Source organism: Rhizobium sp. TRM95796 (genome assembly GCF_025779995.1).
Lineage (GTDB): Bacteria > Pseudomonadota > Alphaproteobacteria > Rhizobiales > Rhizobiaceae > Rhizobium_E.
This window is the reverse complement of the sequence record NZ_JAOXHE010000006.1, coordinates 412645-426153: the sequence shown is the minus strand read 5'-3', so window position 1 is coordinate 426153 and position 13509 is coordinate 412645. Positions and strand designations below refer to the sequence as shown.

The following is a 13509-nucleotide window of genomic DNA, read 5'->3' as shown; positions in this document are numbered from 1 at the left end:
CTCGATATCGGTCTTGCTGAAATCCTCGCCCTTGAACATGAGCGGCAGCCGATAGTGACGGCCAGCGCTGTCTCCCAAACCGCCATTGGAGAGGTGATTTTGGCATCGGCTGCCAAAATCCGGTCCATCAAGCCCTCGGAGCCATCCTCCTTGAGCAAAATAGCGCAGATGGCGGAGGCTTCGAGAAACATGACCTACTCGTAGAGGTTGTCGATGAAATCCTTGTCGATAGGCTGAGCCCTTTCGGGATCGGACAGCGCGCGGACCTTGGCCTGGATCTTCTTCACCGCGTCGATCACGGTCGTGTCGCCGACCTCCTGGCTCCATTCGCGCGTCAGCGCGTCGCGAAGCACTTGCGTTGGGGTGACATTTCGGCGCTCGGCCAAGCGGGTGGCGAGTTGAACGACAACCTCATCTTCGAGCACGAGCGCCATGTTCAGTCTCCGGTTCAGGCCTGAGAATAACCCAGGCGATGGACTTGATCCAATCGTCTCGACTAACCCTTGCCGACCTCGATCGCCAGCGCATGCAGTCCCTCGTCGAATCCGAAGGCGAGGGCGGCGTTGATGGCGCGGTGCTGGTTGACGCGGCTCATGCCGGTAAGCGTCTCGGCGGTGATGCGGATGCGGAAATGGGTCTGGCCGGTGGCGGCGGCTTCCGGGTTGTGGCCGGCATGCATGCGGCTCTCGTTGACGACCTCCAACTGTGAGGGAGAAAACTCGGCCTGCAGCGCCGCTTCGATCTTGTCCTGGAGGGTCATGGCGAACTCGCGAAAAATAGTCCCACAAAGCCAAGAACTTTCCGATTTGTCAATTCTTGAAAGCGGATGGGTCGAAGACCCATAATGAGCGGATGAAACTCGACTCAAAATACTTCGACTCGATCCGGTCCAAGCGCTCAAAGGGTGCGCGGGTCGAGGAAAAACCCGACAAGCCGACCTGTCAGTGGGATGGTTGCGAGGCGCCCGGCGTGCATCGCGCCCCCGTGGGCAGGAACGCAGAGGGCAAGTATTTCATGTTCTGCTTCGAGCACGTCAAGGAATACAACAAGGGCTATAATTACTTCTCGGGCCTCTCCGACAGCGAGGTCGCCCGCTATCAGAAGGAGGCGGTGACCGGAAACCGCCCGACCTGGACCATCGGCGTCAACAAGAACGCCAAATGGTCTCCGACCATGAACGAGGCGCGCGCCAGCGCCGCCCGGATGCGCGATCCCTTCGGCTTTTCCGCCTGGCGCCAGAGCAAGCCCGAGCCGCGCGAGCGCAAGCTGAAGCCGCTCGAAGGCAAGGCGTTCGAAACGCTGGGGCTCGCCAGCAACGCCACGTCGAGCGACATCAAGTCGCGCTATAAGGAACTGGTGAAGAAACACCATCCTGACGCAAATGGAGGCGATCGCGGCTCGGAAGAGCGCTTTCGGTCGGTCGTTCAGGCCTATCAATTGCTCAAACAGGCAGGTTTCTGCTCCTGACCTCGGTGACGGGCGCGTATAAGGCGCGGCTTCGCGACGCTTTTTCAGGCGTCCGCGAGCATTGATTAATTCGTCGCCTCGGCCTAGGACAATGCCCGAGGAATTTTGCAGGCCGAACTCCCCGACGGCCGCGCTGGAGAGATGATGAGCAAGATTGACGTAGATATTGTGAAGCTTCCCGACACCACCGTTTCCGTGCGGGACGTTTTCGGCATCGATTCCGATATTCGCGTGCCGGCCTATAGCGAAACCGACGCCCATGTGCCGGATCTCGATCCGGATTACCTGTTCGACCGCGACACGACGCTGGCGATCCTGGCCGGCTTCGCCCATAACCGCCGCGTGATGGTCTCGGGCTATCACGGCACCGGCAAGTCGACCCATATCGAACAGGTCGCCGCCCGCCTCAACTGGCCCTGCATCCGCATCAACCTCGACAGTCACGTCAGCCGCATCGATCTGGTCGGCAAGGATGCGATCGTGCTGAAGGACGGCAAGCAGATCACCGAATTCAAGGACGGCATCCTGCCCTGGGCCTATCAGCACAATGTCGCGCTCGTCTTCGACGAATACGACGCCGGCCGCCCTGACGTGATGTTCGTCATCCAGCGCGTGCTGGAATCCTCGGGCCGCCTGACGCTGCTCGACCAGAGCCGCGTCATCCGTCCTCACCCGGCCTTCCGCCTGTTCGCCACCGCCAACACCGTCGGCCTCGGCGACACGACCGGCCTCTATCACGGCACGCAGCAGATCAACCAGGCGCAGATGGACCGCTGGTCGATCGTCACCACGCTCAATTATCTGCCCTTCGAGCATGAAGTGAACATCGTCACCGCCAAGGTGAAGCAGCTGGAAGCCGGCAAGGGCCGCGACACGATCGCCAAGATGGTGCGTGTGGCCGAACTCACCCGCGCCGCTTTCATCAATGGCGATCTCTCGACCGTCATGAGCCCGCGCACCGTGATCAGCTGGGCCGAGAACGCCGCGATCTTCGGCGACGTCGCCTTCGCCTTCCGCGTGACCTTCCTCAACAAATGCGACGATCTCGAGCGCGCGCTGGTGGCTGAACAGTATCAGCGCGTCTTCGGCGTCGAGCTCAAGGAAAGCGCGGCCAATCTGGTCCTGAGCGCCTGAGGTCGATCCGATGGCTGGACCGGGCGACAATTCCAAGGCGAGGCCGGGCGCGGCCGTCGATCTCGAACCCTTCCGCCGGGCGCTGACGGGCTGCATCCGCTCGGTGGCGGAATCGGCCGAGGTCGAGGTGGCCTTCGCCAATGACCGCCCGGGATTTGCCGGCGATCGCATGCGGCTGCCGGAGCTTTCCAAGCGTCCGACCGCGCAGGAACTCGCAATCGTGCGCGGCCTCGGCGATTCCATGGCGCTGCGCAAGGCCTGCCATGACGAGCGGCTGCACACGCAGTTCGCCCCGCAGGGGCAGGACGCCCGCGCCATCTACGACGCAGTCGAGCAGGCGCGCGTCGAAGCGCTCGGCGCGAGCCGCATGGCCGGCATGGCCGCCAATCTCTCCTCCATGCTGACGGACAAATACGCCCGCGCCAATTTCCGCGGCGTCTCCCAGCGCCAGGACGCCCCGATCGAAGAGGCGATGTCGCTCTATGTCCGCGAGGCCCTGACCGGCGAAAGGCCGCCGGAAAGCGCAGGCCCCGTTCTCGATCTCTGGCGCGACTTCTTCCACGAGACGGCCGAGCGCGAAGTCGGCTCGCTGAAGACCGTCATCGACGACCAGGAAGGCTTCGCCCGCGTCATCAGGTCGATGCTGGCCTCGATGCAGCTCGCCGAAGACATCTCCAACGAGACCGCCGAGCCCGACGAGGATGAGTCGACCTCCGAGGAAGAACAGCCGCGCAGCCAGGAGCAGAACGAGGAAGAAAACGAGGAAGAAGCCGGAACCGAAGAGGCTCCCGCCGAGGAGAACGAAGCCGCCGACGAACAGCTCGAACAGGGCGAGACCGACGGCGCCGAGATTTCCGAAGACGACCTGATGGAGGAGTCCGATGAGGATTCCGAGACGCCCGGCGAGGTCAAGCGGCCCAACAATCCGCTCTCCGATCTCAACGAGAAGGTCGACTATACCGTTTTCACCCAGGAATTCGACGAGGAAATCTCCGCCGACGAACTCTGCGACGAAGCCGAGCTCGATCGTCTCCGGGCGTTTCTCGACAAGCAGCTCGCCCATCTCCAGGGCGCGGTCGGCCGTCTGGCCAACAAGCTGCAGCGCCGGCTGATGGCGCAGCAGAACCGTTCCTGGGATTTCGATCTCGAAGAAGGCTATCTCGACAGCGCCCGCCTGGTGCGCATGGTCATCGATCCGATGCAGCCGCTGTCGTTCAAGATGGAGCGCGACACCAAGTTCCGTGACACCGTGGTCAGCCTGGTCATCGACAATTCCGGCTCGATGCGCGGCCGCCCGATCACGGTCGCCGCCACCTGCGCCGATATTCTCGCCCGCACGCTGGAGCGCTGCGGCGTGAAGGTCGAGATCCTCGGCTTCACCACCAAGGCCTGGAAGGGCGGCCAGAGCCGCGAGAAGTGGCTGGCGAGCGGCAAGCCGCCGCAGCCCGGCCGCCTCAACGACCTCCGTCACATCGTCTATAAATCGGCGGACGCTCCCTGGCGCCGCGCCAAGCGCAATCTCGGCCTGATGATGCGCGAAGGCCTGCTGAAGGAAAACATCGACGGCGAGGCGCTGATCTGGGCGCATAACCGGCTGCTCGGCCGGCCCGAACAGCGCAAGATCATGATGATGATCTCCGATGGCGCCCCGGTCGACGATTCCACCCTGTCGGTCAATCCCGGCAACTATCTGGAGCGGCACCTGCGCGCGGTGATCGAGGAGATCGAGACCAAGTCGCCGGTCGAGCTTCTGGCCATCGGCATCGGCCACGACGTCACCCGCTATTATCGTAAGGCGGTCACCATCATCGATGCGGATGAACTGGCCGGCGCGATGACCGAGCAATTGGCGGCGCTGTTCGCCGACGAGGCGGAACAGGCGCGCGGCGCAAAGCGTAAGGGCCGGTAACAGCCGGCCCTGAACCCTTACGGATAGGAAGCCGCCTTGGCGTCGAAAAAACTGCTCTCGCTCGTGGCTTATCTTCCCTTCGTCGTCGCCGGGCTGGGCTTTCCCATGGCCTTCGGCGGACGCCTGGCCGACGCCGGCGCCGAATTGCCGGTCAAGGCCATGGCGATCTCGGAATTTCGCCCGGGCGCAGGCAGGCTGTTCGGTCGATTGGAATTCATGGGCGGATTGTCGCTCGCGACCCCCAAGGGCGAAATGGGCGCCGTCTCCTCCATCCGCCTGACCGACGGCGGAAAACGTTTCATCTCGGTGATGGACACCGGCCACTGGGCGACCGGCGCGATCGAGCGCGACGCCGAGGGCGCTCTTTCGGGGATTTCCGACTACCGCATCTACGACATGCTCGGCCGCGACGGCCGCCCCGGCGACAAGCGCCATATGGATGCGGAAGGCATAGCGCTCGATGAGGGCCATGTCTATGTCAGCTATGAAGGCGATCACCGGATCGACGCCTATCCGCGTCCCGGTTTCGAAACATCCACGCCGGTTTCGACCGAACGTCCCGTGCTCGCCGCAGAGCGGCTCAAGAACAATGGCGGCATGGAGGCCTTGCTGAAGGCTCCCGACGACAGCGCCCTCGGCGGCGCGCTGTTCTATGTGGCGGAGCGCAGCTACGACACTGCCGGCAATTTCATCGCCGGCGTGCAATCCGGACCGCGTAAGGGAAACTTTACGGTCGAACGCGCCGCGCCTTATGATGTGACCGACGGCGTGGCGCTGGACGACGGCAGCTTCGTGCTTCTCGAGCGAAAGTTTGGGCTCCAGGCAGGCATCGGCATGCGTATCCGGCGCTTCATGCTGGATGACGTCGAGCCCGGCGCGCTGGTGAAAGGCGATGTCGTGATGGAGGGCGTCTTTCCAGCCCAGATCGACAATATGGAAGGCATCGACGCCTATAAGGCCGAAGATGGTTCGACCCGGCTGATCGTCGTCTCCGACGACAATCACAACCTGCTCGAACGCAATCTGATGCTGGAATTCAAGCTGATGCCATAAGCTGCGACCAGCGGTTTCTTTGCATTTGCGAAATTCTGGATGCCGCATTGCGGGAAAAGGTCTATGCTGGCCTCCGCAGGCGCTTCGCCTGCAGCGTAAGGCCCGCGCTTCGGCGCGCGTCTATCATTCGGTAACATTGCGTTGCTAAGCTTGCACAACGGCCTGCGCTCTCGCAGCGCAGCAAGATTCGAAAATCGGGGCGGCAAGATGATGAATTATGACCTGATCGTGATCGGCAGCGGACCGGCGGGACGCCGGGCGGCGATCCAGGCGGCGAAACTCGGCAAGAAGGTTCTGGTCGTCGAGAAGGGCAGCCGCGTCGGCGGCGTCTCCGTCCATACCGGCACCATCCCCTCCAAGACCCTGCGCGAGACCGCGCTCAACCTCACCGGCTGGCGCGAGCGCGGCTTCTATGGCCGCTCCTATCGCGTCAAGCAGGAGATCAGCGCCGACGATCTGCGGCGCCGACTGCTCATCACGCTCGATCATGAAGTCGAGGTGCTGGAGCACCAATTTGCCCGCAACCGCGTCCATCACCTGCGCGGCCGCGCCGAATTCGTCGATCGCAACACGCTGTCGATCGAAAAGAACGACGGCGAAGTGGTGCGGGTGACGGCGACCTCGATCCTGCTCGCCATCGGCACGCGTCCCTATCGCCCCGACAGCATCCCCTTCGACGGCGAGAAGATCATCGACAGCGACGAATTGCTGGAAATCCAGGAGATCCCCCGTTCGATGATCGTCATCGGCGCCGGCGTCATCGGCATCGAATACGCCACCATCTACAGCACGCTCGATACGATGGTCACCGTGATCGAGCCGCGCGCCAGCATGCTGGATTTCATCGACAAGGAAATCGTCGAGGATTTCTCCTACCAGCTCCGCGACCGCAACATGAAGCTGCTGTTCGGCGAAACGGCCGACAAGGTCGAGCGCGAGCCGAACGGCAAATGCAAGGTGACGCTGGCGAGCGGAAGATCGCTGCATGCCGACATGGTGCTCTACGCCGCCGGCCGCTCCGGCGCCACCGCCCAGCTCAATCTCGACGCGGTCGGCCTGAAGCCGGATTCGCGCGGTCGTCTCAAGGTCAATCCGGAGACCTTCCAGACCGACGTGCCGAACATCTACGCCGCCGGCGACATCGTCGGCTTTCCGAGCCTCGCCTCCACCTCGATGGAGCAGGGCCGCATCGCCGCCCGTCACGCGGTCGGCGCGCCGGCGTCGGATCCGCCGCAATTCTTTCCCTATGGCATCTACGCCGTGCCGGAAATTTCGACCTGCGGCCTGACCGAGGAAGAGGTCAAGGCGCGCCATATTCCCTATGAATGCGGCATCGCCCGCTTCCGCGAAACCTCGCGCGGCCATATCATGGGCCTCGACAACGGCATGTTGAAGATGATCTTCTCGCTGAAGACGCGCCGCCTGCTCGGCGTCCATATCGTCGGCGAAGGAGCCACCGAACTCATCCATATCGGCCAGGCGGTCCTGAACCTGAAGGGCACGGTGGACTACTTCGTCGAAAACACCTTCAACTATCCGACCCTCGCCGAAGCCTACAAGATTTCTGGCCTCGACGCCTGGAACCGGATGGGCGAATTGCACGAGCATATCGTCGAAGCGGCGCAGTGATCTTATCGTTTCAAGTCTCGCTAGTCTTGCGTGTTTCGGCGCGCAGGATATGAATAATGGCGACCGCCGATCCGTCTATCGCCTCGATAGCAATCGGCGCCACAGGGGGAAGCCATGACATTTCAGGACGCAGTCAAATCTGTTCTGACCACCAACTACGCCAATTTTTCCGGCCGCGCGCGGCGTTCGGAATATTGGTGGTATGTGCTGTTCGTCTTCATCGCGTCGCTGGTTCTCGGGCTGATCGATGAAATGGTGATCGGCATGGGGCTTCTAGGCGGCGTCTTCGCGCTCGCGACCCTGATCCCCGGCATCGCGGTCGGCGTGCGCCGTCTGCACGACCGCGACATGTCGGGCTGGTGGCTTCTGATCGGCTTCGTGCCGCTGGTCGGCTGGCTGATCCTGATCTATCTGTTCGCGACGCCCGGTGCGAGCGGGGAAAACCGCTTTGGGCCGGAACCCCTGGCATGACGCCTGCTCGCGCCTCCGGCCTGGCGGCGGGCAAGCGGTGAAGGTGAGCAGGCGCATCGTCTCCATCAGAACCTCGTAAATGGCGTTCGACATGGCGGTTCTCCTTTCGCCAGTGTTATCCGCCGGTTGCGGCGCGGGCTCAAACGACTATAGTCGGGCCTTCGGATAACCTGAGGTTATGAGAGCCATGAAGCGCGGCCGCCTTCCTCTGACCGCTTTGCGCGCCTTCGAATCCGCCGGCCGGCTCGGCGGCTTCTCCAAGGCCGCCGAAGAGCTCCATGTGTCGCAGGCGGCGATCAGCCGACAGATCCGCGAGCTCGAGAGTCTGCTCGGCCAGCCGCTCTTCACCCGGGTGCATCGCGGCGTCGAACTGACGGAGACGGGGAGGGCGCTGCTCGCCGAGGTGACATTGAGCTTCGACAGGATCGATGCGGCGCTGGGCGAAGCCGGCCGGCAGCCGTCGGGCGCGGTGAAAGTCAGCGCCGAACCCGGTTTCGCCGCCCTCTGGCTTGCGCCCCATATCCAGGAGTTTAGGCATCTGAGGCCCGAGATCGACGTGGAAATCGACGCCGATCCGCGTCTCGTCGAATTTCGCGGCGGCGCCGTCGATCTCGCTGTTCGCCACAGCCGGGGAGCGACGTCCTGGCCTCGGGTGGAGGCGCGGTTGCTGTTGCGAACCCATTGTCGGCCGGTAGTGAGCCCGGCCTTCGCCGCGGACCATCGCCTGGCCTGTGCGGGGGATCTCGCGAATGTTCCATTGCTGCATGAGGAAAACCGCAGCGGCTGGAGCGATTGGTTCAGAAGCGTCGGCGTCGAACCGCCGGCGGAGAAGGGCACTGTGTTCGCAGATGGCGGCCTGGCGCTTCAGGCGGCGCTGCGCGGTCATGGCGCGGCGCTCTTCGATCCCCGGATGATCGACGGCGAACTGTCCTCGGGCGCACTCGTCGCGCCGTTTGGCGCTGAAGTCGATTGCGGGTGCTATTTCCTCGTTGCGCGGTCTTTCGGAGCGCCGTCTCCCGCCGCGCGGGCCTTCTCCGACTGGATCGAGGCGGCCTTTGCCGCAGATTGACCCGGTTCGGCTTCCATCGCGCCGTCGTTCCTGCTAAGCGCGATCAGTCCACCCGAGCAGGAGTCCGCCGATGTTTTCCAACGCCTTCAACGACAAGTCCGTCAATGCCCGCCTGATGGCGCGGATGCTCTGGGAAATCAAGGCGGTGCATTTCCGGGCGGACGATCCTTACAAGCTCGCTTCGGGCATGCGCAGCCCGGTCTATATCGATTGTCGCAAGCTTCTCTCCTATCCGCGCATCCGCTCGGCGATCATGGATTTCGCCGCGGCGACGATCACCGCTGAAGCCGGCTTCGAGGCCTTCGATTGCATCGCGGGCGGCGAGACGGCGGGCATTCCCTTCGCGGCCCTCCTCGCCGACCGGCTGTCGCTGCCGATGATCTATGTCCGCAAGCAGCCCAAGGGCCATGGCCGCACATCGCAGATCGAGGGCGAGATGAAGCCCGGCGCGCGCGTGCTGGTGATCGAGGATCTGACCACCGCCGGGGGCTCGATGTTCACCTTCATCGAGGCGGTGCGCAAGGCGGGCGGCGTCGTCGATCACGGCATGGCGCTGTTCTTCTACGGCATCTTCGAGGAGGCCGAAGCCCGCTTTTCCAATGGCGGCGTGCAACTGCACCATATCGCCACCTGGCGGGACGTGCTGGCGGCGGCGCGGGAGCAGGACCTGTTCGATAAAGACACACTCGCTTCCGTCGAAACCTTCCTCAACGACCCTTTGTTCTGGTCGGCGGCCCATGGCGGCGTTTCCGAATTGCCAACCGCCTGAATTTGCCGCATTTCTCTGCATTCGTAACGGACGGGGCCGAGATGGCCCCACCGAATATTGACCTTTGCCGGACAAAGACGTTAGGAAATTTATACCATGAAATTTGCAGGACTCGGATGAGCGGTATGTATCAAGCGACGACCAGGGGCATTGAAGTCACTGTCGAGCCTTATTATCTGGCCGAGCAATCGGATCCGGCCGACAGCCGTTATGTTTGGGGTTACAGGATCGTCATCGCCAACAATTCGGCGACGGGCGTCAAGTTGATGAACAGATACTGGCACATCACCGACGAAAACGGCCAGATCGACGAGGTCACCGGTCCCGGCGTGGTCGGCGAACAGCCCGTGCTCGGTCCGGGCGACACCTATGAATACAATTCCGGCTGCCCGCTCGACACGCCCTCGGGGATGATGTTCGGCCACTACCAGATGCTGGCGGACACGGGCGAAATGTTCGACGTGGCCATTCCGGCCTTCTCGTTGGATGCGCCGGGTCTGCAGCGCACGCTGAACTGAACCTCGCCGTCACGAAAAACGCGCGCCTTGTTTCGCGACGCGCGTTCCTGATCAATTGGGGACGATGAACTCTTCCGGCTTGAAACGATAGCGCGTCGAGCAGAATTCGCAGGTCACCTGGATCTCGCCGTCCTCGATGGTCGAGGCGATCTCTTCGGCCGTAAAACCCTGCAGCACGCCGCGGATCTTGTCTTCCGAACAGCTGCAACGGTCAAACACCGGCTGGGCGTCGTAGACGCGTACGCCGCGTTCGTGAAACAGCCGGAACAACAGCCGCTCGACGCCGAGATCGGGGTCCGTCAATTCTTCGGGCCCGGCCGTGGAGGCCAGCATCTGGGCTTCCGACCAGGTGTCGTCTTCCTCGAAGTCATGGCCGTTGTCGCCGTCGCCGCCATGAAGATCGCGTTGCCGCATGCGCTCAGGCGCTTCGGGCAGGAACTGCACGACGAGACCGCCGGCGCGATAGCTGTGGCGCATCTTTCCGTCGGCGTCGCGATCGAACAGTTCGGCCGAGGCGAGCTTCACCTTGGTCGGGATCTGCTCGGACTGGCGGAAATAGGCGGCAGCCGCTTCCTCCAGCGTTTCGCCGTCCAGAGCCACGATGCCCTGATAGCGCTGCGTGTGCTCACCCTGATCAATGGTGAAGGCGAGCACGCCCTTGCCCAGCAATTGATGCGGTTCCGTCTGCCCGGCCTTGACGGCTGCGGCGAGCGCGTCGTCGTCGAAGCGGGCATAGGCGCGCACGGCGTCGGGCGCGGCGAAATCCGCAACGAGGAAATTCACCGGTCCGTCCGTCTGGGTCTGCACGATCAGCTTGCCCTCGAATTTCAGCGAGGTGCCGAGCAGCACCGTCAGCGCGATCGTCTCGGAGAGAAGACGGGCGACGGGGGCGGGGTAATTGTGGCGCGACAGGATGGCGTCGGTCAGCGGGCCGAGCGTGACGGCGCGGCCGCGCACATCGAGCCCTTCCACCTGGAACGGCACGACCCGGTCATCGCCGGCGAAGGGGGCGGGGCCCCCAGGATTGGTAATGTCCACTGTCATGATGGTCTCGGTCTTGCGGCATGCGATGTCATGCCCTTCGTTTGAAGGGAGGTAAATAGGCGATCACCAGGCCGATTCAAGGTGTTCAAATGGCGCCGAGGCACCAGGCCAGCACCGACTTCTGCGCATGAAGGCGGTTTTCGGCTTCGTCGAACACCACCGACTGCGGCCCGTCGATCACCTCGTCGGTCACCTCTTCGCCACGATGGGCCGGCAGGCAATGCATGAACAGCGCCTCGGGATCGGCCTTCTTCATCAGCTCGGCATTGACCTGGAACGGCATGAAGACATTGTGGCCGCGCGCCTTGTGCTCCTGGTTCATCGACACCCAGGTGTCGGTGACCACGCAGTCGACGCCGTCCACGGCCCGGTCGGCGTCATGGCAGAGCATGATCTCGCCGCCGTTGTTGCGCGCCCAGTTGAGATATTTGTCGTCGGGCTCCGAGCCGAGCGGAACGGCCATGTTCATGCGGTAGCCGAAGCGGGCCGAGCCCTCGACGAGCGAATGCAGCACATTGTTGCCGTCGCCCGTCCAGGCGATCGTCTTGCCCTTCACGGAGCCGCGATGCTCTTCGAAAGTGAGGATGTCGGCCATGATCTGGCAGGGATGCGTCGCGTCGGTCAGGCCGTTGATGACGGGCACCGTGGCGTGCTCGGCGAGTTCGAGCAGCCGGTTGTGATCCGTGGTGCGGATCATGATGGCGTCGACATAGCGCGACAGCACCTTGGCGGTGTCGCCGATCGTTTCGGCGCGGCCGAGCTGCATTTCGGTGCCCGACAGAAACAACGTTTCGCCGCCGAGCTGGCGCATGCCGACATCGAAGGACACGCGGGTGCGGGTGGACGGCTTCTCGAAGATCATCGCCAGCATCTTGCCGGCCAGCGGCTTGCCGGCCGTGCCGTCGCGCGTCGAGGCCTTGCGGGTCTTGGCGTCGTCGAGGATATGCCGGAGATCGTCGGCGGACACTGCGGAAAGATCGAGAAAATGCCGGTGGGACGTCATCATAAGTTCCTTGGACTGCTGAAGTGAGAGACTAGCGGGAAAGCGGGAGGCGACCAAGCCTCATCGCAGCTTTTCCGCGCGCAGCGTCTCGGCAGCCTTTTCCAGCCGCGCCAGGCCCTCGCGGGCTTCCTCCGCCGTGGTGATCAGCGGCGGCAATACGCGCACCACGTTGTCGCCGGCCATCACCGTCAGCACATGCTCGGCGCGCAGCGCCTGCAGCAGATCGCCGGCGGCAACCTTGGCCTTGACGCCGATCATCAGCCCGCGGCCGCGGATCTCTTCGATCACATCAGGGTACCGGTCCTTCAGGCCTTCCAGCCCCTGGCGGAACTGCAGGCCGAGATCCTTGACATGCTGCAGGAAACCCTCCGACAGCACCACGTCGAGCACGGCGTTGCCGACCGCCATGGCGAGCGGATTGCCGCCATAGGTCGAACCATGCGTGCCGGCGACCATGCCGGACGCGGCGTCCGCCGTCGCCAGGCATGCGCCCATCGGAAAGCCGCCGCCGATGCCCTTGGCGACCGCCATGATGTCGGGCGTCACACCCATCTGCATATAGGCAAACAGCGTGCCGGTGCGCCCGACCCCGCATTGCACTTCGTCGAAGATCAGCAGGATGCCGTGTTCGTCGCACAGCGCGCGGATCTCCTTCAGGAATTCCGGCGAGAAGGTGCGAAGTCCGCCTTCGCCCTGCACGGGCTCGAGCAGGATGCCGGCGGTGGCGTCGGTGATCTCGGCCTTGACGGCGTCGAGATCCTCGAAGGGGACCTGGTCGAAGCCGGGCGCCTTGGGGCCGAAGCCGTCGATATATTTCTGCTGGCCGCCAGCGGCGATGGTCGCGATGGTGCGGCCATGGAAGGCGCCTTCGAAGGTGATGATGTGGTAGCGGTCGGGCTGGCCCTTTGAATAGTGATAGCGGCGCGCCGTCTTGATCGCGCATTCCAACGCTTCGGCGCCGGAATTGGTGAAGAACACCTTGTCGGCGAAGGTGTTCTCGATCAAGCGCTCGCCGAGCTTTTCCTGCCCCGGGGCCTGGTAGAGATTGGAGGTATGCCACAATTTCTCGGCCTGGGCCTTCAACGCCTCGACCAGATGCGGATGGCTATGGCCGAGCACGTTGACCGCGACGCCTGCGGCGAAATCGAGATAGCGCTCGCCGCCTTCGGTGATCAGCCAGACGCCTTCGCCTCGCTCGAAACGGAGGGGCGCGCGGGCGTATGTCTCGTAAAGGGGCGAGGTAGCGGCCATGGCAGTCATCCTTCCGTCATGTTTCAGGCAGGCGGCGCTCGTGTTTTCCACAAGCGAAAACGAAAAATGCCGCCCTATAGGGCGGCGCGGGCAAATTGCACATTTCCCGTGGTTCCGTCAACAAAAACCCTCAATTGGGAGAGATCGGAGCGGCGCTGAACGGCGCCCGGAACGTCTCGAAACGGGCCATCG

At 63.3% G+C, this 13509-nt stretch carries 14 protein-coding genes; 9 read left to right on the top strand and 5 right to left on the bottom strand.

Features of this window, described 5'->3' with window-relative positions:
* Positions 1 to 194: 194 nt before the first annotated feature.
* Entirely contained in the window at positions 195 to 434 is a 240-nt protein-coding gene (locus OCK01_RS16110; protein WP_263824801.1) for a type II toxin-antitoxin system VapB family antitoxin, read from the bottom strand.
* 62 nt (positions 435 to 496) lie between these two features.
* Complete coding sequence (locus OCK01_RS16105; RefSeq protein WP_263824800.1) at positions 497 to 760, bottom strand: BolA family protein; 264 nt, start codon at positions 758 to 760, stop codon at positions 497 to 499.
* Between the two features lie 92 nt (positions 761 to 852).
* Between OCK01_RS16105 and OCK01_RS16100 the strand changes: the two genes are divergently transcribed.
* From OCK01_RS16100 to apaG, 9 genes are all read left to right on the top strand, one after another.
* Positions 853 to 1467 (top strand): J domain-containing protein, encoded by a 615-nt coding sequence (locus OCK01_RS16100; RefSeq protein ID WP_263824799.1) that lies wholly within the window; start codon positions 853 to 855, stop codon positions 1465 to 1467.
* A gap of 144 nt (positions 1468 to 1611) precedes the next feature.
* Positions 1612 to 2601, top strand: coding sequence for a cobaltochelatase subunit CobS (gene cobS, locus OCK01_RS16095; protein ID WP_263824798.1), 990 nt, complete (start codon positions 1612 to 1614; stop codon positions 2599 to 2601).
* Between the two features lie 10 nt (positions 2602 to 2611).
* Positions 2612 to 4510: a cobaltochelatase subunit CobT gene (gene cobT, locus OCK01_RS16090; protein WP_263824797.1), complete on the top strand. Its 1899-nt coding sequence runs from the start codon at positions 2612 to 2614 to the stop codon at positions 4508 to 4510.
* Positions 4511 to 4546: 36 nt separating this feature from the next.
* Positions 4547 to 5563: an esterase-like activity of phytase family protein gene (locus OCK01_RS16085; RefSeq protein ID WP_263824796.1), complete on the top strand. Its 1017-nt coding sequence runs from the start codon at positions 4547 to 4549 to the stop codon at positions 5561 to 5563.
* Positions 5564 to 5770: 207 nt separating this feature from the next.
* Positions 5771 to 7192, top strand: a complete 1422-nt coding sequence (gene sthA / locus OCK01_RS16080) for a Si-specific NAD(P)(+) transhydrogenase (protein WP_263824795.1) — start codon at positions 5771 to 5773, stop codon at positions 7190 to 7192.
* Positions 7193 to 7306: 114 nt separating this feature from the next.
* Positions 7307 to 7663 carry a DUF805 domain-containing protein gene (locus OCK01_RS16075; protein ID WP_182827642.1) on the top strand — a complete coding sequence of 119 codons (357 nt, stop codon included), beginning with the start codon at positions 7307 to 7309 and terminating at the stop codon, positions 7661 to 7663.
* Positions 7664 to 7850: 187 nt separating this feature from the next.
* Positions 7851 to 8732, top strand: a complete 882-nt coding sequence (locus OCK01_RS16070; protein WP_263824794.1) for a LysR substrate-binding domain-containing protein — start codon at positions 7851 to 7853, stop codon at positions 8730 to 8732.
* A gap of 70 nt (positions 8733 to 8802) precedes the next feature.
* Entirely contained in the window at positions 8803 to 9501 is a 699-nt protein-coding gene (locus OCK01_RS16065; RefSeq protein ID WP_263824793.1) for an orotate phosphoribosyltransferase, read from the top strand.
* 125 nt (positions 9502 to 9626) lie between these two features.
* A complete protein-coding gene (apaG, locus tag OCK01_RS16060; protein WP_182827640.1) occupies positions 9627 to 10019 on the top strand; it encodes a Co2+/Mg2+ efflux protein ApaG in 393 nt (130 codons plus the stop codon).
* A 51-nt stretch (positions 10020 to 10070) separates the two neighbouring features.
* On the opposite strand, the gene OCK01_RS16055 is transcribed toward apaG, so the two are convergent.
* The 3 genes from OCK01_RS16055 to OCK01_RS16045 all read right to left on the bottom strand — a co-directional run bounded on the left by OCK01_RS16055 (position 10071) and on the right by OCK01_RS16045 (position 13317).
* On the bottom strand, positions 10071 to 11063 hold the full coding sequence (locus OCK01_RS16055) for an Hsp33 family molecular chaperone (protein ID WP_263824792.1): 993 nt from the start codon (positions 11061 to 11063) through the stop codon (positions 10071 to 10073).
* 85 nt (positions 11064 to 11148) lie between these two features.
* Positions 11149 to 12066, bottom strand: coding sequence for an ornithine carbamoyltransferase (gene argF, locus OCK01_RS16050; RefSeq protein WP_263824791.1), 918 nt, complete (start codon positions 12064 to 12066; stop codon positions 11149 to 11151).
* 60 nt (positions 12067 to 12126) lie between these two features.
* Positions 12127 to 13317 carry an aspartate aminotransferase family protein gene (locus OCK01_RS16045; protein ID WP_263824790.1) on the bottom strand — a complete coding sequence of 397 codons (1191 nt, stop codon included), beginning with the start codon at positions 13315 to 13317 and terminating at the stop codon, positions 12127 to 12129.
* Positions 13318 to 13509 lie beyond the last annotated feature (192 nt).